At 51.2% G+C, this 24,913-nt stretch carries 20 protein-coding genes; 2 read left to right on the forward strand and 18 right to left on the reverse strand.

Annotated features, from left to right (window positions below; all coding sequences use genetic code 11):
* Window positions 1-242: 242 nt before the first annotated feature.
* The 4 genes from NSQ73_RS22575 to NSQ73_RS22590 all read right to left on the reverse strand — a co-directional run bounded on the left by NSQ73_RS22575 (window position 243) and on the right by NSQ73_RS22590 (window position 4,686).
* On the reverse strand, window positions 243-1,700 hold the full coding sequence (locus tag NSQ73_RS22575) for a glycoside hydrolase family 1 protein (RefSeq protein ID WP_340988268.1): 1,458 nt from the start codon (window positions 1,698-1,700) through the stop codon (window positions 243-245).
* 248 nt (window positions 1,701-1,948) lie between these two features.
* A complete protein-coding gene (locus NSQ73_RS22580) occupies window positions 1,949-2,536 on the reverse strand; it encodes a hypothetical protein (RefSeq protein ID WP_340988269.1) in 588 nt (195 codons plus the stop codon).
* 208 nt (window positions 2,537-2,744) lie between these two features.
* Window positions 2,745-3,962 carry an aminotransferase-like domain-containing protein gene (locus NSQ73_RS22585; RefSeq protein ID WP_039303393.1) on the reverse strand — a complete coding sequence of 406 codons (1,218 nt, stop codon included), beginning with the start codon at window positions 3,960-3,962 and terminating at the stop codon, window positions 2,745-2,747.
* Between the two features lie 67 nt (window positions 3,963-4,029).
* Window positions 4,030-4,686: a response regulator transcription factor gene (locus tag NSQ73_RS22590; RefSeq protein WP_340988270.1), complete on the reverse strand. Its 657-nt coding sequence runs from the start codon at window positions 4,684-4,686 to the stop codon at window positions 4,030-4,032.
* Between the two features lie 277 nt (window positions 4,687-4,963).
* Here NSQ73_RS22590 and NSQ73_RS22595 point away from each other — a divergent pair, with 277 nt between their 5' ends.
* Window positions 4,964-5,371, forward strand: a complete 408-nt coding sequence (locus tag NSQ73_RS22595) for a hypothetical protein (RefSeq protein ID WP_039303387.1) — start codon at window positions 4,964-4,966, stop codon at window positions 5,369-5,371.
* Window positions 5,368-6,435: a phosphodiester glycosidase family protein gene (locus tag NSQ73_RS22600; protein WP_340988271.1), complete on the forward strand. Its 1,068-nt coding sequence runs from the start codon at window positions 5,368-5,370 to the stop codon at window positions 6,433-6,435. Before NSQ73_RS22595 ends, NSQ73_RS22600 begins: the two co-directional genes overlap by 4 nt.
* A gap of 358 nt (window positions 6,436-6,793) precedes the next feature.
* Here NSQ73_RS22600 and NSQ73_RS22605 read toward each other — a convergent pair whose 3' ends face one another.
* From NSQ73_RS22605 to liaF, 14 genes are all read right to left on the reverse strand, one after another.
* Window positions 6,794-7,048: an AbrB/MazE/SpoVT family DNA-binding domain-containing protein gene (locus NSQ73_RS22605; RefSeq protein ID WP_039303382.1), complete on the reverse strand. Its 255-nt coding sequence runs from the start codon at window positions 7,046-7,048 to the stop codon at window positions 6,794-6,796.
* A 174-nt stretch (window positions 7,049-7,222) separates the two neighbouring features.
* Window positions 7,223-7,687 (reverse strand): tRNA (uridine(34)/cytosine(34)/5-carboxymethylaminomethyluridine(34)-2'-O)-methyltransferase TrmL, encoded by a 465-nt coding sequence (gene trmL, locus NSQ73_RS22610; RefSeq protein WP_340988272.1) that lies wholly within the window; start codon window positions 7,685-7,687, stop codon window positions 7,223-7,225.
* A 159-nt stretch (window positions 7,688-7,846) separates the two neighbouring features.
* Window positions 7,847-8,938 carry a 3-phosphoserine/phosphohydroxythreonine transaminase gene (gene serC, locus NSQ73_RS22615; RefSeq protein WP_340989364.1) on the reverse strand — a complete coding sequence of 364 codons (1,092 nt, stop codon included), beginning with the start codon at window positions 8,936-8,938 and terminating at the stop codon, window positions 7,847-7,849.
* Between the two features lie 106 nt (window positions 8,939-9,044).
* Entirely contained in the window at window positions 9,045-9,929 is an 885-nt protein-coding gene (locus tag NSQ73_RS22620) for a hypothetical protein (RefSeq protein WP_340988273.1), read from the reverse strand.
* Window positions 9,930-10,170: 241 nt separating this feature from the next.
* Window positions 10,171-12,915, reverse strand: coding sequence for a GH36-type glycosyl hydrolase domain-containing protein (locus NSQ73_RS22625; protein ID WP_340988274.1), 2,745 nt, complete (start codon window positions 12,913-12,915; stop codon window positions 10,171-10,173).
* A 687-nt stretch (window positions 12,916-13,602) separates the two neighbouring features.
* Entirely contained in the window at window positions 13,603-15,027 is a 1,425-nt protein-coding gene (gene glnA / locus NSQ73_RS22630) for a type I glutamate--ammonia ligase (RefSeq protein WP_042135170.1), read from the reverse strand.
* A 282-nt stretch (window positions 15,028-15,309) separates the two neighbouring features.
* Entirely contained in the window at window positions 15,310-16,356 is a 1,047-nt protein-coding gene (gene aroF, locus NSQ73_RS22635; protein ID WP_039303367.1) for a 3-deoxy-7-phosphoheptulonate synthase, read from the reverse strand.
* A gap of 247 nt (window positions 16,357-16,603) precedes the next feature.
* Complete coding sequence (locus NSQ73_RS22640; protein WP_042135168.1) at window positions 16,604-17,560, reverse strand: 4-hydroxy-3-methylbut-2-enyl diphosphate reductase; 957 nt, start codon at window positions 17,558-17,560, stop codon at window positions 16,604-16,606.
* Window positions 17,561-17,616: 56 nt separating this feature from the next.
* The gene (locus NSQ73_RS22645; protein ID WP_340988275.1) at window positions 17,617-19,062 is read right to left on the reverse strand and encodes a sensor histidine kinase; all 1,446 of its coding nucleotides are present in this window, start codon (window positions 19,060-19,062) and stop codon (window positions 17,617-17,619) included.
* A gap of 1 nt (window position 19,063) precedes the next feature.
* A complete protein-coding gene (locus NSQ73_RS22650; RefSeq protein WP_042135165.1) occupies window positions 19,064-19,750 on the reverse strand; it encodes a response regulator transcription factor in 687 nt (228 codons plus the stop codon).
* A 122-nt stretch (window positions 19,751-19,872) separates the two neighbouring features.
* Window positions 19,873-21,549, reverse strand: coding sequence for a S1C family serine protease (locus NSQ73_RS22655; RefSeq protein ID WP_340988277.1), 1,677 nt, complete (start codon window positions 21,547-21,549; stop codon window positions 19,873-19,875).
* Between the two features lie 469 nt (window positions 21,550-22,018).
* Window positions 22,019-22,672, reverse strand: a complete 654-nt coding sequence (locus NSQ73_RS22660; protein ID WP_340988278.1) for a response regulator transcription factor — start codon at window positions 22,670-22,672, stop codon at window positions 22,019-22,021.
* Window positions 22,669-23,739 (reverse strand): HAMP domain-containing sensor histidine kinase, encoded by a 1,071-nt coding sequence (locus tag NSQ73_RS22665; RefSeq protein ID WP_039303347.1) that lies wholly within the window; start codon window positions 23,737-23,739, stop codon window positions 22,669-22,671. Before NSQ73_RS22665 ends, NSQ73_RS22660 begins: the two co-directional genes overlap by 4 nt.
* A complete protein-coding gene (gene liaF / locus NSQ73_RS22670; protein WP_340988279.1) occupies window positions 23,740-24,825 on the reverse strand; it encodes a cell wall-active antibiotics response protein LiaF in 1,086 nt (361 codons plus the stop codon). It abuts the gene before it with no gap.
* Between the last annotated feature and the right edge of the window lie 88 nt (window positions 24,826-24,913).

The raw sequence follows: 24,913 nt of genomic DNA on the forward strand, positions 1-24,913 counted from the left end.
AACATGGAAACGAACTCAGGTACTTTGCAGGGACCTCCAAATATATACTTCCTAATAGGTTAAAAAAAAGGCAAAACCAAAACGGCATCAACAATGCCCGTTTCTGGTTTTGCCTGAATGAACAGTAACAATCCAGTTATTCACCTGTAGCAGCATCTTAGCATATCATTATGAAATTGACAATACTTTTATGAAAACGGTTTACTTAAGATCTTGGGCTTCTTAAGCTTGCCCCAATGATGTTATAAAATTTCACCATTCGATGAAATAACCTGCTTGTACCATTCAAAAGAATCTTTTTTGCTGCGGTTCAGCGTGCCGCTTCCGGTATCATCCAGGTCTACATAAATGAATCCGTAGCGTTTGGACATTTCCGAGGTAGACATACTGACCAGATCAATCGGCCCCCAGGCTGTGTAGCCCATCAGTTCCACGCCGTCTTTAACCGCTTCCTTCATCTCCTTGATATGCTCTCGCAGATAATCGATCCGGTAATGGTCATGAACCGCCCCGTCTGCTTCCACCTTGTCAAAAGCACCCAGTCCATTCTCCACAATGAACAATGGCTTCTGGTATCGGTCGTAAAGGTTGTTTAGAGTGATACGCAGACCCACCGGGTCAATCTGCCAGCCCCAATCGGAGGCTTTCAGATAAGGGTTCTTGATTCCTCCAAGCAGGTTCCCTGCGGTGGCTTCGCCTTCCGGACCGGCAGATACCGTAAGCGTCATATAATAGCTGAACGAGATGAAGTCCACTGTATTTGCAGCCAGAATCTCATCATCTCCCGGCTCGCGGGTGATCACAATGTTATTTTCGGCAAAATAACGGTCCATGTAACGGGGATACTTGCCGCGTGCATGCACATCGGTGAAGAACAGATTCATCTGGTCCTCTTGCTGTCTTTTGCGCACATCTGCCGGATTGCAGGTATTCGCATAGCTCTCCATTCTAGCCAGCATACAGCCGATCCGGGAGCCGGGAATAATCTCGTGACCCAGCTTGGTTGCCAGAGCACTTGCCACAAACTGGTGGTGCAGTCCCTGGAACACGGTCTGAAGCTTGTTCTCCACCTGATCGGTAAGGATGCCGCCTCCAGTGTATGGACTGAACAGCATCACGTTAATTTCGTTGAAGGTCAGCCAGTATTTCACCTTGCTTCTGTAGCGGGTAAATACTGTTTCGGCATATTTCACATAGAAGCCGATCACTTCACGGCTGGCCCAGCCGTTATACTTCTGCGTAAGTCCCAGCGGCGTCTCATAATGAGACAGGGTCACGAGCGGCTCAATGCCGTATTTAAGCAGTTCATTGAATACATCATCGTAGAATTGCAGGCCCTGCTCATTCGGCATGGCATCATCGCCATTCGGGAAAATACGCGCCCAGTTAATCGACATCCGGAACACCTTGAAGCCCATCTCGGCGAATAAGGCGATGTCCTCTTTGTAACGGTGATAGAAATCAACGCCTTCGCGTTTCGGGAACCAGTCGTCCGTCTCTCCGGCAAGAATCCGGGCGATCCGCTCGGTGGAGATTTCCATCGAATGGTCTCCCTGGCGTTTATCCTTGGGCACAAAGGCGATCATATCTGCGGTCGACAACCCTTTCCCGCCCTGGTCAAAAGCCCCCTCCAGCTGATTGGCAGCGGTTGCGCCGCCCCATAAGAAATTATCAGGAAATCCATTTTGTACTGCAGCCATTGTCATTACCCCTTCTCCTATTTGTTGTTCAGAACAGAAGGCCCGGAAAACAGAAAAACCTAAACCTATGGCAATGTCATTGAAGCCCCGGTAAAAGGGTTCAAATCAGTCACCATCAGTTTAGGTTTTGCCTGGCCCGGCCAGTAACAATCCAGTAAACGATGTGTTTATGGAAGATTTAATTGATTTCAGCCTAACACAGCACCCTGGAAATTTCAAATTAAAATCTGCTGCATCCGCTCTGGCATTCATTTCTCTTGGAGCAGAATCAATGATTCCGCTGCATCCTCAAAACCCTTCCGGTCAAACATTCTGGCTGAGAAGATTTCAAAATGGGTGTTATCTATTTCACCATACAAATATTCCACCGTACTCTCCTCTTCGCTAATCCACTTTCCCTCCCATTGCGGGGACAGCTGCACCTTGGTAACCGTTCTATTTCCGCCCGCAGGCTCCAGCTCCTCCATAGACTCAGTAATCGCCATCCGGATGAAATGAAGGGTCAACCGTTTTCCGTCCACCTTGGCCTCTTCAAAATAATCATCCGGACCGCCGCCAATCTCAGGAATATATACGTTCGCCAGGCCTGCTTTTTGCGCTGCTTCCCGGATCTCCTGCAGCTGATTCCGGCTGTAGTGCAGCTTGTTGACCGGTTCCTCACATACAGGAGTATCTAAAGCCGTAAGGCCCGTTGCCCCTTTGCCAGCGGCAGGTCCTGCGGCTTCAGCGGTTTCGGTGGGTACAGGCGCATCCGGTGGTTCCGGATTACTGCTGCATCCTCCCAGTAGCATTACTGCAATGCAAGCTGCCAACCTATATGTTTTGTTTATTTTCATTCTCTTTCAGCTCCGGTTCCCTGGGTTTGGAATAAATTTGACGCTTAGCCCAAGTATAGTTCCTTCCACCACACGATAAGTTTCATATTTTTCCGATTCTAAAGACATTTTTGTAAATTTAGTCCAAAAAAAGAAGGACAACCGCCCGCCATTCCATGGCAAGCAGTCATCCTTCTTCTATATCATGCTCCGGTTATTCCCGTCACCCTCAGCTCCGCGCCGTAAACTCCGATACCGCTTCACTCATCAGATTCATGCCCAGCAGCAGCTCATCCCGGCCGGGGTGGCTGAAGTTAAGCCGGATCCGGTCCGAGCCTCCGCTTACACTGCAGAGCGGTCCGGGCAGAAAGGCTACGCCTTTAGCCAATGAGGCACGCAGCAGTGCCATGGCATCCAGCCCCTCCGGCAGCGACACCCAGAGGAACATCCCGCCAACCGGCATATCATACACGCTGCTTTTCCAGGCCGGGCGCTTCAAAAGCTCGGCCATCAGCTTCAGGCGGGTGTTGTACTCCCGGTTCAGCAGGGTGATATGCTCCCGCAGATCAAAGGCGCTTACACTAAGCAGATGATGCAGCAGCCGCTGGTTCAGCGAGCTGGACTGCCAGTCCGCCATCTGCTTCGCAGCGGTCATCATCCCGATCAGCTCGCGGCTTCCCGCCGCCCAGCCCGTCCGCAGCGCCGGCGCAACCGTTTTGCTGAATGAACCGATATACAGCACATGCCCGCCCTCGCTGACATTCTCCAGCGCGTAGAGGGAAGGGTATCTCAGTGAAGGATGCTCATCATAACGCTGGAAATGCAGATCACCGTAAGAATCATCCTCTATAATCAGCACGTTATGCGAGGTGCACAGCTCAAGGATTTCCTTACGCCGCGCAAGGCTCCACAGCACACCGCTCGGATTGGTAAAGCTCGGTGTGGCAAACAGCATTTTGGGCCGGTGCTGGCGGATTCCGCTGCGCAGATGATCGGGCAGCAGGCCGTCCTTATCCCCCTGCACCGGAATGATAACGGCACCCTGCATCCGCAGCGCCTGCAGAATGCCCGGGGAGGTCGGATTCTCGACCAGCACCCGGTCACCGGGATCTATATAGACTCTGGCCAGCAAATCGATGGCCTGTTGGCTTCCCGTTGTCAGAAGAACTCCGCCTTCGGCCACATTTACCCCTTTGCCTCCCAGCCAATCTCCGGTAAGCCACTCCCGCAGCGGGCCATAGCCCTCGGGATCGCCGTACTGCAGAGCTCCGGCATCTGCTGAAATCACCGTCGACGCCGCTTCAGACAATAGCGGCAACGGGAATAATTCCTCCGCCGGCAGCTCTTCCGCCAGCGAGATCAGTGTGCCGCGCCGCGTTTGTTTGCGGATGCTCAGCAGTGGTGATGACAACAACGTATGTGCGCGCGCAGAAAATTCATACTTCATACGCTCCCCCCTTTACTCTGGTTTAAGAATATTCCAGCCCGGACGGCATTATGTCGTTATACGGGGATTAGGCGTAGATTTGCTTGTTCTGTCTTGAGAATAGGGCGAACTTCTCGATCGCCTGTGCCCTCGTAGATACTTCCAGCTTAACATAAATCTTGCGCAGATAGTTATCGATCGAGCGGCGGCTGACTTCAATTTCCAGGGCGATCTTATCGTATGTAATTCCTTGCACAATGCGTTCCATAATAAACATCTCTGTCTGTGTAAGCTGCATTACAGCGTCCAGCCCTTTGGAAGAGGTCACCGGACGTACCCCCTTCTCAATCCATTCCAGCGGAATGGAGAGGAAGCCTTCACGGATTCCGCTAATCATCTGCAGCAGCTGATTCGGAGTCGCCCCCTTGGACAGCACTCCGCTGGCCCCAAGCTCAATCAGCGGCTGAAACATTTCTTTATCGTTCTCTTCGGTCATAATTATAAAATGGGATCTCTGTGAGCTCTTCTTCATCTCTGGCAGAACATCCTCTACTGTTCCTTCCGGCATTTGATAATCACTGAGTACCAGGTCCGGCCCGGTATCGCGCACCATGGAAACGCATTCGCTCCAGGTGGAATACATACCTGCAACCTCCAGCTCTCCCCCTTCTTCCAGAATCAATTTTGTTCCCAACATACTTGTGGGATGACATCCCACGATGACCACCCGCCAGACTTTCATCAATGCCCAGACCTCCTGCTATCTATATAATTTACGAGAATGGAAAGCGCGATAAGCGTTTCCGGTTAACACGCAAGCAAGGAACTATGATGTCTTGTCTGTTCTTCCTACTTTTACCTTGAATACGCCCCTCAGATATTCCAATCTATAGAAATTGTATCGCAGTAGTTTAACAGGATGCAATTACTTTTTCTTGTTTTCACAAGCTCTTTCACTTTTGCGAAAATAGTAAAAGTCTGATAGAATGGGGACTTGAAAAAAAATGGCTTGAGGTGATGAAATGCAACCGCTAGCGGAATCGACCCGGGTACACTCGCGCCGGAGCGCAGAGAGAAGCGGACCTTCCGTAAAATGGTTTCTACTGTTCTGGATTTTGATGATTGCACTCGGCGTTTATGCCGTGTACAGCTACACGAACCATCTGAAAGATCAGGTGCTGAGCGAGCTTGGATCACAAAGCCAGCAGCAGCTTACCGTTTTGAAGACCGATTACGAATCCAAGATCGCCGTCCTGACCGAACAGGTGAAGGAACTGCAGAGCACGGTGCAGACCTTTAATGAATTATTGACCTTCACCAAAGATAACGCCAGCAACAAGACCGACAACAGCAACAAACTGTATACGCAATTAAGCGAGGTCAAGAAGCAGCTGGATGCGCTTAAGAAAGAGATGGATCTGCTCAAATGATGACTCCTGTCAAAAGAGTAAACCGCTTCTTCATGCTCCTGACCGCGCCGCTCTTCGGACTGCTGCTCTGCCTGTGGCTGTATCAGCCGCCGCTCGACCTCAAGCTCGATACCGGACCCTTTACTGCTGTCTCCGGCCCTGTTAGTGAGACCGCTAAGCTTAAGCAGGATCTGGCCGTAGCCAAGAGCTATGCGTCTTACACCATCGATTCGATCAGTGCCAGTGCCCTGCTGTACAAGCAGACCACGAATGCCATGAATGCGCTGGTCAGTACGGCCGCAGCCCAGGCCTCCCGCCCGGAGCGGATCTACAATAACCGGATTACCTCCCGGCTGGGCATACCTGCCGATGTAATTACCAGTGACCGGATTACCATTGAATTGTACCGGCTGAACCCCGGAAACTATAAAGCATACGCGTTAAAGATCAGGCTGAAGGATCCTGCCGCCATGAAGATGAGTCTGGCCGGTGACGGCACTGGCGCATCCGAGACCACCATGCAGGCCGTGAACCGCTATGGTGCATCCGCAGGTATCAACGCCGGCGGGTTCGCCGATCAGAACGGCAAGCGTTATCCGCTGTCTACAACCATTGTCGGCGGCCAGTATTTGTATGGCTTCGAACCCAGCTACAAGGATCTCAGCTTCGTCGGCCTCAATAAGTCCGGGCAGCTGATCGGCGGCAAGTTCAGCAGCCGGGCACAGCTGGATCAGCTGGAGCCCGTTTTTGGCGCCACCTTCGTGCCGGTTCTGCTGAAGAATCACACCAAGACTGTGATTCCGCAGAAATGGCAGCTCACTCCGAAGCGTGCACCGCGCACCGTGATCGGCAACTTCAAGGATGATCAGCTGCTCATTCTGGTGGCCGACGGTTATGACGAGAACGGCAATTCCGGGGCTACTCTGGCAGAGCTTCAGGACAAGCTGTATAACCTTGGCGTCATTGATGCCTACAATCTAGATGGAGGCGGATCTTCCTCGCTGATCTTCCGGGGGAAGGTCATCAATAACCCTTCTGACGGCAATTTGCGGCGTGTACCGACGAACTTCCTGTTCTTCAAGTAAGTGACTGGAGTTCGTCAATGCCATAAATCACATTTTCATTTATTTTTGCGGAATGAAAGCGTATAATCAGATTAACGAATAACAGTCACTAACGGAGGTGCACAGCATGTCGTTCTCCCTGACTTTTTGGATCGTGACCCTGGTTTTTCTGCTGTTTCTGGCCGGCATCCTTACTTCTTCCTACAACGACGACAAGACCAAGGGCTTATAAGAGTCCGCTGAGCGTTTACAAAAAAAGGAGCACCGCACTGATGTGCGGCGCTCTTTTTGGTGTGAAGAAAAGCCTTTCCCAATCAGCAGCCTGTTACAGGACGCCGTTCAGCGCTTCTCCTATGTAGATAGTAATGCTGTTTTGCACTTACGCGTGTCTTGGCAATTGAGTCATTTCCGAAAGGCAGCTTGCACAAATATAACGGTCTTTATATTCGCTTACGCCTTCCATACCTCCGCAAAAGACACACTTCGGACGATAACGCTCCAGAATGATATGATCGCCCTGAACCAGAATTTCTACAGGGTCGCCTTCATTCATTGAATACCTTTTACGCAGGGACTTAGGCAGAACAATTCTACCCAGCTGATCTACTTTACGTACAACGCCAGCAGGTTTCATATCTAACTTACACTCTCCTGTTCAACTGATAATTAGTAGCTACTAAGATAAACTTAAGAATGAGAACTCTCATTCTTAAGTTCACTTTCTATACTACTTATTTCGGCACTAATTAACTATTTCGTTACTAAAATGTCGAATCCTGCTGAAAAAAATAAAAATTGATGTCAACTTTTAGAAAAGTTGCGGGAAATCCAACTGCCGGAGTGCTTCATAAACAATAATCGCTGCAGAATTAGATAAATTAAGCGATCTTACTGCTTCGCTCATCGGCATGCGCATTCTGGTTTCCTTGCCGGCTTCCAGAATATCTGCCGGCAGTCCCTTGGTTTCCTTGCCGAACACAAAGAAGTCACCATCCTGAAAGGTGAAATCCGTATAACGCTTCTCCGCCTTTGTGGTGGCGTAGAAGAAACGGCCCTCCTTATACTTCTCAAGTACTTCACTGAAGGAATCATGATACTCAATGGTTACCGCATGCCAATAATCGAGTCCGGCACGTTTCAGTGTTGCATCATCTGTACGGAAACCGAGGGGACGCACGAGATGGAGGTGGGTTCCCGTAGCCGCACAGGTGCGGGCAATGTTGCCTGTATTCGCCGGAATTTCCGGTTCTACGAGCACAATGTGTAATGCCATAATTCGGATGCTTCCTCTCTGTAGGGTCCTAAAGACGTACTTGGCCCTGTAATGAATTCTTGATGATGGCTCCAGGCACAGGCGGAGCCCGGAAATCCTGAGCTGCGGGCAAGAAGAAGACCCTCCACCGCCAGGCGGAAGGTCAGGAGCGTTCTTTCATTAACCTTGAGTTTGCTGGAAATGCTTCATGAAATCGGCAAGTGCCTTAACACTCTCATGAGGAACCGCATTATAGATGGAGGCACGCAAGCCGCCAACGCTGCGGTGGCCTTTGAGGCCAACGAATCCTTCCGCTTCGGAAGCTTTGATGAACTGCTTCTCCAGCTCCTCCGATTGCATCCGGAACGTTACATTCATAATGGAACGGCTGCCTTCTTCCGCAACTCCGCGGTAGAAGCCGTCACTGCCGTCGATATAGTCATAGAGGAGACCTGCTTTATCACGGTTCTTGGCTTCGGTACCGGCAAGCCCGCCCTGTTCCTCAATCCATTTTAACACTTCATTAACCATATATACAGAGAAGGATGGCGGCGTATTGTAGAGAGAGTTGTTCTTATAATGTGTATCATACCGCAGAATCGTCGGAATATTCGCAGGAGAACTGGAAATCAGCTCTTCCTTGGCGATCACTACAGTGACGCCTGAAGGTCCCAGATTCTTTTGCGCACCTGCATAGATCAGACCGAATTTGTTGATGTCGAAGGCACGGCTCAGAATGTCACTGGACATATCTGCGATTAGCGGAATAGAACCGGCATCCGGATACTCTGCGTATTGTGTCCCTTCAATCGTTTCATTCGAGGTAACATGCAGATATGCGGCATTGTCAGCAGCCTTGATGCTGCTAAGCTCCGGAATCGCCAGGAACTTCTTATCCTCTGAGGATGCGGCAACATGCCCGCCGCCTGTCAGCTTGGCTTCCTTCAGGGCCTTGTCAGCCCAGCTTCCTGTCATAACATAGCTGCCGACCTGGCCTGCAGAGATGAAGTTCATCGGAACCATGGCGAACTGTGTGCTTGCTCCGCCTTGAATGAACAATACCTTATAGCCTTGCGGATTGCCGAGGAGCGAAAGCAGGCGTTCCTGAGCTTCATTATGCACGGATTCGTATATAGCCCCGCGGTGCGACATCTCCATAATGGACATTCCGCTCTCCCGGAATTCAACAAACTCCGCTTGTGCACGTTCCAACACTGTAAGCGGCAGTGCCGCCGGACCGGCATTAAAATTGTATGCTCTCTTGCTCAAAATTGCTCCCACCCTTTCTCTCCTATGAATATGGATATCGCTATGATAGCAGATAACATTAAACAGCAGCAAGTATAATTATTCACATAGGAGGTAAGCTAGACAGGCTTCAGGAGGCAAAAAATTGATAGCTGCGCCTCCAACCCTTGCTGTGACGCGGTAAAATGGTGATGTCAACAAAAACCTCGGGGGAAATTACATGTTTCTCCCCCCATAGAATGATCCGTTCCGCCGTGAAATCCCCGCTCTCCCGGATTCCGGCGCCGCTTGGCTTATGGATGAGCTCCCAATAATGATCAGCCGCTGCGTTCTCCCAGCCTTCGAGTCTGCAGTAGAACGGACGGTCCGGCTCAGCCGACCAGGTAAGGCTGTTCCCGGTTACATTCAGCAAATGGTCCGTATAGGAAGATTCCGGTGCCGCAATCCGGAGTGTTCCCGGCAGCCTCAGCTCATATTCCCCGCCGACAGCCGCGCCGTTGATTCCGACAAAGTTATGAATATATTCCTCTATGCGCAACGGCTTGTCCCCTACATTCTCAATCCCGTAGGCAATATCCAGCCGGTCCTCATTCAGCGTAACCGTCTTAGTCAGCCGCATACTGTAGCCCCGGCATTCCATCGGCTGGACGGTGTAAGTGACCGAATGCCTGCTGAGCTCTTGATTTATGGAGAAGGGAATAAGCGGATACTTCCCGAAAAAATCGTATGCTTCATCGCTCTGCTTCTGCAGCAGCCCGACTCCGGGCTTCGGGAACCACTCACCGGCAGCGGCATCCTCATAGCCGATTGCCCGGGAAATGGCGAACTCATTGCACAGGCCTCTACCTCCGCTGCCCTGTCCCGGAACAAGACTCTCCGGCACACAAAAGGTATGCCCCCCCTGCTCCAGAGTCACTCCTGTAATAAAACCGCTCCAATCAAACCGGGTGCCGCTATACGCTCCCGGCTCTGCTATCTCCACTGTAAGTATTCCGTTTGATAGAATATGTGCCACTTAATGCCCTTCCTTTCTACTTTCTATGTTTGGCCTATGATCAATCTATGCTTGACCCATGGATTCTAAGCTTACCCGTTACTGCGGGGAATACACAAGCTTCCGGCTGCAACTTCCTGCGGGTTTCCTTAAGTTACGCTCTTGTCCGCAGCTACTGCACCGTTTATAGGGCATCTCATATGAAAACGCCCGCTCCCGGCGGACCGGCAGAGCAGGCGTCTTAAATTCCTATCGTCCGGCGTTACGCCAGTTCAACCTCCAGCAGATGGACTTGGCCTTCAGGCAGGGCGCTCAGCAGGCTACGCGAGATCACAACCCCTTCTGAGACGCGCTGAAGCGTTACCTCAGCCCCGTTCAGCTTCACAGCATGTATTTGGTACTCTCCGTATTCAGCGCTTCCTGAAGCCGTATAGACGACTTTCAGCTCGCGTCCGGCAAAGATAGTTTTGATAGAAGCACGGCCTTCGGCATCAAACTGTTCTTTAACCAGCTTCGGCTGCAGCAGCAGATCGCCCAGCTTGCCTTTGACACCAAACACCTCTGTGACCATTGTCAGCAGCATCCAGCTTGCCGAACCGGTCAGATACGTATACATCCCTCTGCCCTGCTCATTGATATATTCCGGGATACCGGGGTACATCCGGCTGACTTCAAAGTCCGCGCTCAGGCTGTACAGCGAATCGAGTACTTTACGGCCTTCTTTAACAAATCCGCGTTTATACAGCGCGTTTCCGTACATTACAGTCATGTGGCTGAACATGGCTCCATTCTCTTTATGGCCAAAAGCAAAGCCGAACGCACGGCCCAGATTCTGCTGAATGCCCCCGAAGTTGCTGTTCAGCCGGTAGCCGATTTTGTCATCGAACAGATTGCGCTCCACCGCCGAGACAATGCTTGCAATCTGTTCCGGTGCAGCAGCATGACCCAGCAGCGGGAAGACCTGCCCGGTCAGCGTCATGCGGGTACCTTCAGCGAACTCACCCTCCACACGTTCCCCGTCATTATTATAATAGCCGTTGAACCAGCCGTCGCCATGCCCGCTTGCTACCCATTCATTGCGGCGCAGGTGATCGAAGATCCATTCCGCTTTGCGGGCCAGATCCGCCGCAACCTGCTCCAGTTTCAGCTGGGTACGGATTCCGCTAACCTTATTCGGTGCTGCGGCATAGTAGCGGTCCAGCAGCCCGTGTTTGGCAGGGATAGATTCATAATCAATAGATTCGCCAAGCGAATCCAGCAGCAGCTTCATTTCTTCCGCGAGTTCCAGGGTGTCTCCCCCGGTACGTTCCTTAAGCGTGATCAGCAGCCGGGAGAGATCCAGCAGATTGCTGGCATAGAAGGCGGTGAAGGTTACACTCTCACCCCGCTGGGCGGCCATATCCAGGCCGTCATTCCAGTCTGCGCCTTCAAGCAGAATATTGTTATGCTCACCCACATTGAAGAATGGAACCAGGTTCTGCAGCAGGATATGCTCCAGAATGGTGCCTGTATACACTTCACCTGCTGCAGTCCGCAGGCTGCTGCCGGCTCCGGGCTCCCAGGACGTATCGCGTTCCTTGCAGCGGCTCATGAAGGAATCCCGGAAATAGGTCTGCTCCTGCAGCAGGAAGTCGAGATCACCGCTCTGATCGAGGTACAGCATCGTAGTAAGGAACGGCCATGCGCCGTGATCCATCCAGACGCGGGGAATATTATTACGGTCCGCTATGAATTCACCAGGCTGCTGCCCGATAATCGTTGCATTACTGCCGTCGATTCTGACACCGGCATAATTGTTCAGCAACAGGCTGCGCACATCAGCAGGCTCCATGATCAGCAGAGCGAGACAGTCCTGCCAGAGATCACGCCAGCCGCGGCCGCCTCTTCCATAGTCATGATAAGGCAGGAAGGAGTTGCCGTACAGTCTGCGCAGCACGGGCTGCAGGGTTACCCATTTCATCCACTCATCAGCGGCATGATCCCCTGTATGGAACTCTACCGTATTCACTTTTTCCGCCCAGAAGGTCTTATTCTCCTCCAGTAGCGCATCAAAAGCAGCGGTTGAGCCATACTTGGCCATCAAGGCCGGCACGCCGATTCTGTCATTCTCTATCGCAAGTACAACTACATAGGAATGGCTCTGTCCTGGAGCAAGTGTAATCTCTGCAAAACGCAGTCCGCCAAGCGCTTCATACCCTTCCTTGTGTATTCCGCCCCCTTCACCAATCTCCGGAGCCAGATTGCGTACCACCGCTTCCGGCCAGTCCAGGCTTCCGCCTTCACCGATGAACTCCTCCTGCACCGGGAAGAAGCCAACCGGCTGTGCCCCGCCTTCCGCAGCACCAAATACCCCGTAAGAGGTATGATTTACCCGGTGCCCGCGTTCGTCGAAGGAAAGTGCCGGCTGTACCTCCACTCCGTAAGCGGAAGTATAAGTCCGGTTCAGCAGCGAAGTAACATGACGGTGATCCCGCAGATCATCTGCAGAACGCGCATACAGCGGAATGGCAGCCGTCGGAGTCAGCGTGAGCTCCTTCGTGCCGCTGTTTGTCAGCACAACCTTCATCAGCTCTACTTTGTCATTGCCGCAAGGTACGAAGCTCGTGATTTGTGCTCCTACCCCCAGCTCCTTATTGTCGCGGGTCACTTTATGCCATAACAGTCCGGCTTCCAGCAGAGATTCATCAGCACCCTCGCCATATACCGCGGCATTCTGCCGGGCGGAGTCTCCCGTAGCTGACCATGCGCCTTGTCCTTCGATATATACCCAGAAATTGCGGGAAGCGCGGGAATTGTGCAGATCCTCCACAGAGAGCGGCGGAGTAAGGAATGTATTATGACCTGAAGTCACCTGACCATGCAGCTTCGGGCTGACCGAGGACATCATGCCCCCCTCATTCACCAGGGGAAAATATAAGAAACTGCTCCGGTCCGGCTGCTCCAGTCTGAAATCCCCATTATTGCCGGTGAAGCTCCAGCCTGATTTTATCTTGTGATCGTGATTCACTGTATTCATCCTCTCTATACTACAAAGATCGATTGCATTTTTAATCAAACTTTCCGAAATCGGTTTCGTTTTTCATTATTGCATCGTTATAAATCTTTGTAAAGGTTTTTTTCATGTTCTTTGATGTGCAAAATTTTTACCATAAAAGCTGATATTACAGCCTTTATTTGAATCCCATTATTCACGAAACCACTTTCGTTATCGGTCTTATATTTTATATAAATCTGACTTAAACATAGTACAAACACGCCTGAAATTTTACACATCTAAAATACATACAAAATGTAAGCGCTATATATAATCTAGTTGAGATTTTATAGGATATATTCTATTAAATAACACGAAAAATCACGAAATCACGACCACTCATAAGGCCATGCCGGACTGGGATCTCCATGCTCCCTAAGTTAGTGAGCTGGAATGAAAATTAGTTCATTGATGATCCTCCGCCCCGGCCCGATCAGCAACCCGGCCTTTGCAACCGCCCTGTTTCCGCCAATACCGCTATACTACAATCATTTGCGGCAACACCAGTTACCTCCCCATACAGTACAGATACAAAATAGCTTGGCACAACCGGGAGGCGGGACAGGTACAGCTTGGGTATCCAGAACACAACAGAAAAAGCCCCCGGAATCCAATGATCCCGGAGGCTTCTTCATCAAGCTCTATTCAAGTTAACTTATCTTATACATCAAAGTACAGGGAGTATTCATGCGGATGAACACGAATCGCAACGGCTTGAGCTTCGGAACGCTTCAGAGCGATGTAGTTATCGATGAAGTCCTTAGTGAATACGCCGCCTTCTGTAAGGAATTCGTAGTCAGCTTCCAGAGCGTCAAGTGCTTCGTCCAGTGTACCTGGTACGCTGCGGATCTTCTCTTTGTCAGCATCAGACAATTCGTAGATGTTCTTGTCCAGTGGACCGTAACCCATTTCTTCAGGGTTGATCTTCTTCTTGATTCCGTCCAGACCCGCCATCAGCATTGCGGAGAATGCCAGGTAAGGGTTAGCCGTGGAGTCAGGTGTACGGAATTCGATACGACAGCCCTTAGGTGTTACAGCAGCTACCGGGATACGGACAGCAGCGGAACGGTTACCCTTGGAGTAAACCAGGTTAACTGGTGCTTCATAACCAGGAACCAGACGTTTGAACGAGTTGGTGCTTGGGTTAGTCAGCGCGATCAATGCAGGAGCATGATACAGGATACCGCCGATGTAGTGCAGAGCCAATTCACTCAGGTTAGCATAAGAGCCTTTTTCGTAGAACAATGGCTCGCTGCCGTTGAAGATCGACTGGTGAACGTGCATACCGCTACCGTTATCACCGAACAGCGGTTTTGGCATGAAGGTTGCTACCTTGCCGTATTGGCGTGCAGTGTTCTGCACAATGTATTTGTAAGTCAGGAGATTATCAGCTGTTTTCTTGAGGGTGTCAAAACGGAAGTTGATTTCCGCCTGGCCTGCAGTCGCCACTTCATGGTGATGGCGTTCGATTTCCAGGCCTGCTTCAGCAAGCAAACGGCACATTTCACTGCGGATATCCTGTTGGGAATCCACTGGAGCTACAGGCACGTATCCGCCTTTAACGCCAACTTTGAATGCCAGGTTGCCGCCTTCGTCTTTACGGCCAGTGTTCCAAGCTGCTTCTTCGGAATCAACGAAGTAGGAAGAGCTGTTCATTCCGCTCTCATAACGAACATCGTCGAAGATGAAGAATTCAGACTCAGGTGCGAAGAATGCCGCTGTACCTACACCGCTGGATTGCAGGAATTCTTCAGCCTTCACAGCGATACCGCGCGGGTCACGCTCGTAACGTTCGCCATCCGGTGTGAAAATGTCACACATGATGTTAAGCGTTGGGTGAGCTGTAAAAGGATCGATGTATGTAGTGCTTGGATCAGGCATCATTACCATGTCCGACTCTTCAATACCCCGGAACCCTGTAATGGAAGAACCATCAAATGCTACACCATTCTCAAATGTTTCTTCTTCAACTGCGGATGCTGGCAGTGAGATGTGGTGAGCACGTCCACCCAAATCTACAAACCGGAAATCCACCCATTCGATATTGTTCTCCTTGATCGTCTGCAATACTTTTTCAACCGACATGCTTTATTCCTCCCCAAGTTCCGAACATTAGGCCGCTCACAGTATCAAATGTTCTTGTTTTTATTTTTTTGCTGTCGTCATTATAAATCTCAAACCTAACATCGTCAATGCTTATGTCAGGTATTTCTTACGACAATGTAAGATATTCTGACGCTTTGGTGAAAAAACTCAGTTCATCCGATTCCCATGTCACCTTTGTCCTATATTCAATAAAAATAGCCCCCTTCCTCCGCCCAAAGCGGGAGAAGAGAGCCTGTAAGAAGCTAATTCGCACTCTGAAATTTAAACTACCGGGGCTGCTTCCAGTGAAGGAGAGAACTTGCGTCCAACAAGCGGCGCCAGCTTCTCAAGATCTCTAAGCAGGCTGTCGAACTGTTCCGGGAACAGAGACTGTACTCCGTCACCTGTCATGGAATTATCAGGGTCGGTATGCATCTCGATGATCAGACCATTGGCTCCCGCAGCAACCGAAGCCTTGGCCATAGGCGCAACCAGCTCACGGCGTCCGGTGCCATGGCTTGGATCGGAAATCACCGGCAGATGGCTGAGGTTCTGCAGCACAGGAATAGCTGAGAGATCCAGCGTATTGCGTGTGTAGGTCTCAAAAGTCCGGATTCCGCGCTCACATAACATAACATCACGGTTGCCCCCGGCGAGAATGTATTCCGCTGCGTTCAGCAGCTCATCGTAAGTCGCACTGAAACCGCGTTTCAGCAGGACGGGACGTCCGCAGGTTCCCAGCTTGCGCAGCAGGTCAAAGTTCTGCATGTTACGTGTGCCTACCTGCAGAATATCCGCATGCTCCGCACAGATATCCACATACTCCGGCGTCATCACTTCCGTGATGGTCAGCAGGCCGTGGCGCTTGCCGGCTTCAGCCATCATCGTAAGACCTTCCACGCCTACACCCTGGAAGCTGTAAGGTCCGGTACGCGGCTTGAAAGCACCGCCGCGCAGCACCTGGCCGCCGGAAGCTTTAACCAGCCGTGCGATTTCATCAATCTGCTCCGGGGATTCCACGGCACAAGGGCCGCCCATAATGACGAGATTCTCTCCGCCGATCTTCACCCCGCGGATATCGATAACCGTATCCTCCGGATGGAAATCACGGCTTGCCAGCTTATAAGACTTGGTAATCTTCACGACGTTCTCGACGCCCTTCATCTGGCGCAGATGCTCGGCCAGCTTCGGGGTCACGCCGCCGACAAGACCGATTACGGTATGATCTGCTCCCCTTGAGAGATGTACCTGCAAGCCTTCTTTTTCAATTACGGCAATAATATCATTTACCTGATCCTGCGGTGTTTGGTTGGATGTAATAACGATCATATTATAGCTCCCCTTTTTGGACACTTATTCTTATAAACGGGTATAATCAATCAAATTTGATACTATCTCGCTACGACGCGTGTACGCTTTTAAGCACTAAAGTGATTTTACCGCAAGTTTCCGTTTCAGTCAACCCCAATAGGCTATATATAACAAAACCGCCGGGGGACGAAAAAAACGGCAGCACACCTGGCTACAGGCCGCACCGCCGCTATACCTATTCTATAAGTTCATATTTGCTATCAAGTCAGGTAGCACTCGCACTCTTATTCTTCACAGGCGGCAGAAGCTTCGCCATATTCACGGTGCGTATGATCTCCCAGGTCGCAGGATTTGCTTCGTCATACTGCTCCAGATAATTGATAACTTCCTTGGTAATCGGTGTTGGCGTAGACGCACCTGAGGTTACTCCCACCTTGGTAATCCCCTTCAGCCAATCCCTATTCAGCTCAGATACATCTGAGATCCGGTGAGCCGGTACGCCGGCAATTTCCTCCGACACCTGTGCCAGACGGTTAGAGTTATTACTGCGCGGATCACCGACAACAATTACCAGCTCACACTGGCCTGCCTGCTCCGCTACCGCTTCCTGGCGGACCTGGGTCGCCATACAGATCTCATTATGGACCTCGGCTCCCGGGAAGGTCTCCAGCAGTTTTTTCATAATATGCTTAATATCCCACTGGCTCATGGTGGTCTGATTCGTAATTACAATACGCGAGGAAGGGACCGAGAGACCGGCAATTTCATCTTCCTTCTCAATCAGATGGACATGTTCAGGGGCAATCCCCACCGCACCTTCCGGCTCAGGATGACCTTTCTTGCCGATGTAGATAACCTCGTAGCCCTCTTCAACCTTTTCCTTGATGAGGTCATGAGTCTTTGTTACATCGGGACAAGTGGCATCGACTGTGGTTAACCCTTTGGCCCGTGCTATCTTGCGTACCTCGGGCGACACACCATGAGCAGTGAAAATAACCGTCCCGCTTTCTATTTTATCCAAAATATCCAGACGGTTATGCCCGTCCAGCGTAATGATTCCGTCATCCTCAAAGGAGTTCGTGACATGGCTGTTATGCACAATCATGCCCAATATATAAATCGGCCGTGGCAAATCAAGATTTTGTGCGGCCTGCCGTGCCATTACCATAGCATCGACGACGCCGTAGCAATAGCCCCGGGGAGAAATTTTGATGACTTCCATGATTCACCGCTTTCTGCTGTCAATGACTGCTGTAATAGGAACCGTTTAATTATACCCTATTCCAGCGGCGGGGCAAAGAGAAGCGGCATCCAGATCACAAAAGTCGTCCCTTCACCCTGCCGTGTGACCACCTCTACAGAACCGCCGTGCTCATCAATTATCCATTTGGCGATGGACAGCCCCAGACCGATCCCTTCGGTAATTCCTCTGGATTCATCCGCACGGTAGAAACGGTCAAAGATATGCGGCACTTCGTCCTTATCCATCCCGATTCCGGTATCCGAGATACGGATTCCCACCTGGTTCTGATAAAAGACGGCATCCAGCGTAACCTCACCCGCAGGCGTGTATTTAAAAGCATTATCAATGAAGATGAACAGCATCTGCTGCAGATAGTCCTTGTTGCCAAGAATATATTTGCCGTTCAACTGGCCCATTTCGCCCACAGACCACTCCGCCTGACGCGGCAGGAAGGAAGCACGGCGTGCTACTTCGGTCATCATCGGCTCCAGCGCTACCGGCTCTATATCAAAGGTCCGGCCTGTATCCGCTCTGGCCAGAGAGAGCATATCCGCCACCAGCCGGCTCATACGCTTGGATTCATCAGCAATATCCTTCACCGATTCAATGGAGAGCTGGCGGATTTCCGCCTCGGTCATCCGGCTGTCATCCGGTTCCATCTCCCATATCTTCTCCAGCAGATCAATATTTCCGCGAATCGTTGTAAGCGGTGTCCGCAGCTCATGCGAAGCATCCGAGACGAAGCGGCGCTGCGTGGCATAGGCCTCCTCCAGCCCCGTATAGAAGCCTTCCATCCGCCCGAGCATACTGTTCACCGTCTCAATCAGCCGCCCGATCTCATCCTGCGGACCGTCATATACGATCCGCGAGCTGAGGTCAGTTCCCGTCTGTATCCCGTTCGCAGCTTCAATGACCTTGCCGATCGGACTCATTGCTTTGCGGGCCAGGAATAAGCCGAACGTAAAGGCTGCAAACAATGTGGCAAAGGAGCCTACCAGCAGGATATTCTTCAGTGTCAGCAGCAGCCGGTCCTGTTCTCCCGTATATACAGCAACTTGAAGTACAGCAGGAAGCATTCCATCGGTCGTACTCACATCAGTTGATATCTGATAGATCAGAAAGGGATTGCCCTCATAGCTCGCTTTTATAAACCCTTGCTGATTCTTAACTGCAATCTGGTCGGGGATTTTAAACTTAAGCTCGATATTCTCCATATTGTCATTGGTAAATAATCGTTCCAAGTCGTATATATACATTTGTGCGAACAGATTCTGCCCTTCCGGACCGCCAATCACAAGCTTCAGCTTTCCGTCGCTCCACGCCTGTCCCAGAACAACTTTGTTTGACTGCTCTTTAAGCCGGTCTTTGATGTCACCATAGCTGTAAAAATATACAAACCCGTAAATTGCAGCAGACAAAGCCAGCAGCATAATGGCCAGAATCCCTGAATACCAGGCAGTCAGCCGCAAACGTATAGACATATTAGTCACCTCTTAGGATGTAGCCGGCTCCCCGGATCGTTTGAATCAGCCTTTTGCCGCCATGCTCTTCCGTCTTCTGGCGCAGCATTGCGATGTATACCTCCAGCACGTTGGATTCACCGCTGTAATCGTAACCCCAGATCTTGTCCATGATCAGGTCACGGGACAGCACCCGCTTCGGGTTCTGCATGAACAGATGCAGCAGTTCGAATTCCTTCGCCGTCAGCTCCAGACGTTTGCCTGCACGCGTCACCTCACGCGAATCTACATCCAGTGTGATATCCTCATAGGAAACCGCCTGGTCCGAGCCTCCGCCCTGCTCACTTTTGCGCCGGAGCAGTGCCCGTACCCGGGCAAGCAGCTCCTCCAGAGCAAACGGCTTCACCAGGTAATCGTCCGCACCCAGATCGAGCCCTTTGACCCGGTGTTCAATCTCATCCTTGGCCGTCAGCATAAGTACCGGAACACTGCTTCCGCCCTCACGCAGACGGCGGCAGACCTCGAACCCGTCCACTTGCGGCATCATTACATCCAGGATAACCACATCCGGATCACTGTTCAGAACAGCACGCAGCCCATCTGCCCCGTTAGCGGCTGTTTTGACATCATACCCTTCAAAGGCAAGCCCGCGGCGCAGCATGGATATAATTTTCTCATCGTCATCAATAATTAAAATATTCGGTCGCATCAAGCAGCCCCCATTGTTCAGTTCATATATCTATATTGTATCATGAATCCGTTTATCCGCAGCCTATGCAGCAAAAACGGAAGGGTCTCCCCTTCCGCTGTGCTGCTCACCGTCCGGTGTGTTTATTGCTTCTGAGTTTGAGTCGTGTCAAAATCATTTTTGTTGCCGATTGTTACCGGAAGATCCAGCTTCTTACCGTCACGAACCACATTCAGTGTCACCTGATCGCCAACTTTGAGCGTCTGGATGTAAGTAATCAGATCCTGGCTGGTGGCATAGTTCGTACCGTTCACACCTGTGATGATATCGTAAGGGCGGAGGTCGGCGGTATACGCTGGAGATTTGAAGACAATCTCGGCGACTACGGAGCCTTCTTTAAGGTCAGTGCCCATTTGCTTAGCGACTTCATCGGTAATGGTCATCAGCGAAGCGCCGATGAATGGTACCGGTTCTTTCGGAATTTCCTGATTGGCTTCCAGTTTCTCTACAACTTCTTTAATGGTATTGACCGCGATAGCAAAACCGATACCCTGGGAGTCTGTGCTAACCGCCACATTCATCCCTATGACCTGACCGTTCATGTTAAGCAGCGGCCCGCCCGAGTTCCCGGGATTAATCGAAGCATCCGTCTGCAGCAGGTTCTTGTAATTGCGTGTGCCGCTTCCGTCTTCTTCATTAATATCAATGCTGCGGCCCTTGGCACTCAGTACACCTGCTGTAACGGTGTGATCAAAGCCCTGCGGGTTACCAATCGCTACGACTTCTGAACCTACCTTAATGCTGTCGGAATCACCGAGCGCCACTGTAGGGAAGTCCGTTCCTTCAATTTTGAGCACTGCCAAGTCCAGATCTTTGCTGGAGCCGAGCAATTTCGCTTCATAAGGTTTGGTATTGCCGTCAACCGTAACCTGAATGACATCTGCATTATCCACCACATGCTGGTTGGTCAGAATATAACCGTCTGAATTATAAATGAAGCCTGTGCCGATTCCATAAGGAGTAAGCTGGGATGAATCCGAATTGTTTGATTCCGGCTGGGATTCTGAATTGGAGCCGGAAGATCCGCTGCCGCCGAACTGATCACCGAAGAAGAACTGGGAGAACGGATCGCTCATATTCGGATTACTGCTGCTTCTGCTGCTTGATTTAACCAGCGTCTCAATTTTGACAACTGCCGGTCCCACCCCATCCACTACGCTGGATACATCACCCGATCCGGTAACCAGTGCTGCTGTGGAAGTGGAAGGCGTAATGGTAGCACTTCCGTTCGCTGTCTTAGCTGCTGTATTCGTAACGGCTGCTGTAACTGCCTGATCGCCTGTGAACCAGTTGCCCCGGTCCGCCATGAACATCGAACCCGATAATACAATCATTCCGGCAAGAAAAGAGATAAGTACCGCCTTGACCGGCTTCTTCGGCTTACGGTTATACTGCCAGCCATTACTTCCCTCAGGAGGGTTACCGCCGCGTCCGCCATTTCCGTCATATCCGGTTGTGCGGAGCGAAGTGCTGTATGGTAAAGGCTTGACCGGCTGCGGAGGTGAAATCTCTACACGTTCCGGCTCCCGGCGGTTGTAATGCTGCGGATCTTCACCATTCATCTCATCATTGTTCAAGGATTTGAACGGCCCATAGGAATAGTAGTATGAAGAGCCTGCTTCGGTTGATGAGTTACTGTTGTTATTGTCATTGTTGTTAAAGTTACTGCTATCATTACTGTCCCATTCCCGCTGCGGTCCCGGTTCATTATCACGATTAAAGTTGTTCTCACGATTGTAGTTGTTTTTGTTATCGTCCATGTTTTCTTTCCTCCCGCGCCTTGCCGCATCCGGCAAAGTGTTATTTGTTTTCTTGTTCTTATTTTGTACTTTAAACCTTAAGGTCACATTAAAAACAATTTAAGCGGAGATAAAAGATATGAACAATTAAAAGAGAATATGAGGGAGAACCGCAGGAAATACGGTTGTTGAGGCCGTTGAGGCAATTGGTGAACGTAGAGGACAAATAAATACCCCGGCGCTATAGCGCCGGGGTATTGCAGGTTACCGCTTCAAGCATACGTACAATAGGCATGAATGTTGTACATATTGCAACTTTGCTCCTAGATAACAGGGGTTTTAGGGAGAATTGTTGTACGAAATACAAGAATTGCCCCGTTTAGCCGCTCGAAAGAGGTGGAGTGCTGCCTTTCGTACAACAATTTTCGATTATAGATGATATATAGAGGAAAATGTTGTATTTTGTGCAGGATTCACTGAACTGAAGGAGCTAACTCTGCGCCCAGCCCTTACGGTGGGCGTAGATAGCCAGCTGGGTGCGGTCATCCAGCTCACACTTCATCAGCAGGTTGCTGACATGCGTCTTCACCGTCTTGATGCTGATATGCAGCTCCTCGCCGATATCTTTATTGGTTTTGCCCTCAGCGATCAGCAGCAGCACTTCCTTCTCCCGCTCGGTCAAGCCGGAAGAGTCGCCCTGTACGGTACGCTGGCGGATGCCTCGGGTCAGTGCCTGCGAGACATCGCCGGTCATCACCGGCATGCCGCGGTACGCGCCTTGCAGCGCGTAGATCAGCTCTTCTGCCGAGACGGTTTTGAGCACATAGCTGACTGCCCCCGCCTCGATCGCGTCTACAACAAGATCATCCTCCAGGAAGCTGGTGAGGATGACAATTTTGAGACCCGGGAATTCGGCCAGCACTGCGCGCGTTGTCTCCGCCCCGTTCATGACCGGCATCATCAAATCCATCAGCACCAGATCCGGCAGGTCCTCATGCCCCAGTTCACGCAGCATGCCAAGCGCCTTATGCCCGTTCTCTGCCTCACCTATAACTTCAAACATCGGATCAAGCATCAGATATGTTTTGAGACCCATCCGCACCATATCATGATCATCCACCAGCAGCACTTTAATGAGACTCATTCTGTACTCCCCCTATCAGGCTCAGATTCGGCATCAACCGGCTCCGGGATGCCCTGCACAAACTTTGGTATATGTACGCGGATCGTAGTTCCCGCCCCCTTGCGGCTGATAATCTCTACCTGGCCGCCGAGCTTCTCGGCACGCTCGCGCATGGTGGTAAGTCCATAGGAGCCCTGTTTATGCTGCACCTGCTCGAAGCCCTGACCGTCATCGCTGATGCTCAGCACAACCTGGCGCGGCACCTCGCGCAGCGACAGGCTGACTACCCGTGCTCCGGCATGCTTCACGATGTTCGCCATCGACTCCTGAATAATCAGGAACAGCTGATGTTCAATCGCCTCGGACAGCTCACCCTGCAGTTCAAGCTCCTTTACTCCCTTGAGCCCGTTCTGGCGGCAGTAATCCGGGAACCATTTCTCCAGCGCCTCGAACAGATTGCGCCCCTCCAGCTCCACCGGACGCAGTTGCGCGATCAATGCCCTCATTTGCTTCTGCGCCATCTGGGACATGCTGATCAGCTGGTCCATGACCGTCTGCCCATGCTCTGCGCTCCGTTCAAGCACTTTAGGCAGCGAAGAAGCGGACATGTGAATCGCAAAAAGCTGCTGGCTCACCGTATCATGCAGATCCCGGGCCATACGCCTCCGCTCTTCCAGTACCGCGCTCTCCGCCGCCTTTTCCTTCTCAATGACTTCCTGTTCACCCAGCTGCTGCAGGAGCTTCATCTTCTTCTCTACAGTATCCATCATAATATTGAATTCGTGATATACCCGGGCAAAAGACTGGTCTTCGCTCTCCGGCATCCGTACGGACAGATTGCCTTTGGCTACCTGCAGCATATTCAGGTCCAGATGGTCGATCCGCCGCTGAATCCGCTGTCCGGCAATATAGCCGATAGTCACGGTGAAGAGCACAATGCCCAGACACAGGTACAGCCACATGCTGGTATCCACCACCCGGATATAGCCCAGGCATGTCCCGGCATACATCAGTCCGGCAGTTACTCCGCCGCTAAGCAGGAAATACACCAGCAGCATCCACTTGGTATTGCTGAAGATCGTCCCCATTTAGCCCACCGTTTTGACTTTAATGTCACCGATGAAGCAGCTGACGTTAATGCGGACTTTTTTACCTGCCTCCTTATAATAAGGCGTCTTGCACTGTACATTGCTCATGAATCCGCTGCGCGACTGCTCAAGCACCTGCATATCACCAATGAACGAGCTGCCGTTAACCGATACACCAAGATTCATATCATCCGGAATATAAACCTTAATATCACCGACAAAAGCGGAAATGTTGATCTTGGTCTCACCGTAAGGAATTTGCGCATTGGTCAGATCCAGCACTGTATCCCCGATAAACTGCGAAATGTTGGTTTGTTTTAGCTGGAAATGCTCACGGCCCATATGGACATCGCCGATAAAAGCCGAGCGGTTCGTCGTTTCTTTGTCCTGCCCGGAATCCTGAAACTCCTCATGCCATTCGCCGTGGCGGCGGGCATGGCGTTCCTGGCGCTCCTGGCGTCTGCGTTCATGGCGCTCCTGCTTCTCCTGCCACCGGGCATCCGCCGAAGAGGAGGATACTCCCTGTTCTCCGTCTTCATCCTCAGTGTCTTTGTGCAGATAATCATTCCAGTCCCGCCCGCCGGCACCGGCAGATTTGCCGAACTTCTGCTCAAACTGCTCATCGAGCGTCGATTCCAGCGGTGCAGGAGGCTTCGCATCCAGCGGGCTTTTGCCCGGTCCGGGCGGATAGAAATTCGGTGGTGCCGGCGGTGCCGGAGGAACCGGCGGCGTTGTGCCCCGCGGCTTGAAAATAACGGCTAAACCGCCGCCGATCAGCATAACCGGGATCAGCATTTTGAAGAAATCGCCTGCCGAGAAGTCAAACCATTCTAAATTCCGTCCCAGGAAAAACACGCCGATGGCCAGAAAGAAAAATCCGCCAAGTGTCGCAGAGAATCTTGAATGCTCATCATCCGGGGACAAAAAGCGTTTAACCCCTAATATAATCAGAATAACCGGCCAATACGTAGATATCATTGAACCCAGGCTGAAATCAGTGTAGCCCATCTGTCTTAGCAGGAACAGGCCTCCGAGACCGATAAGGATCAGTCCGCCGAGCACCTGGCTGGTGAACCGTCGTTTCATATGTCATTCCCCCCAGTAGTTAGTGTAACTCTTGCTTCTTCACGCTTATAGTCCTAGTCTACAGGAAGAAAGCTGCGGGGAACAGCGG

The organism is Paenibacillus sp. FSL R10-2736 (assembly GCF_038000245.1).
GTDB classification, from domain to species: Bacteria; Bacillota; Bacilli; order Paenibacillales; family Paenibacillaceae; genus Paenibacillus_AQ; species Paenibacillus_AQ phytohabitans.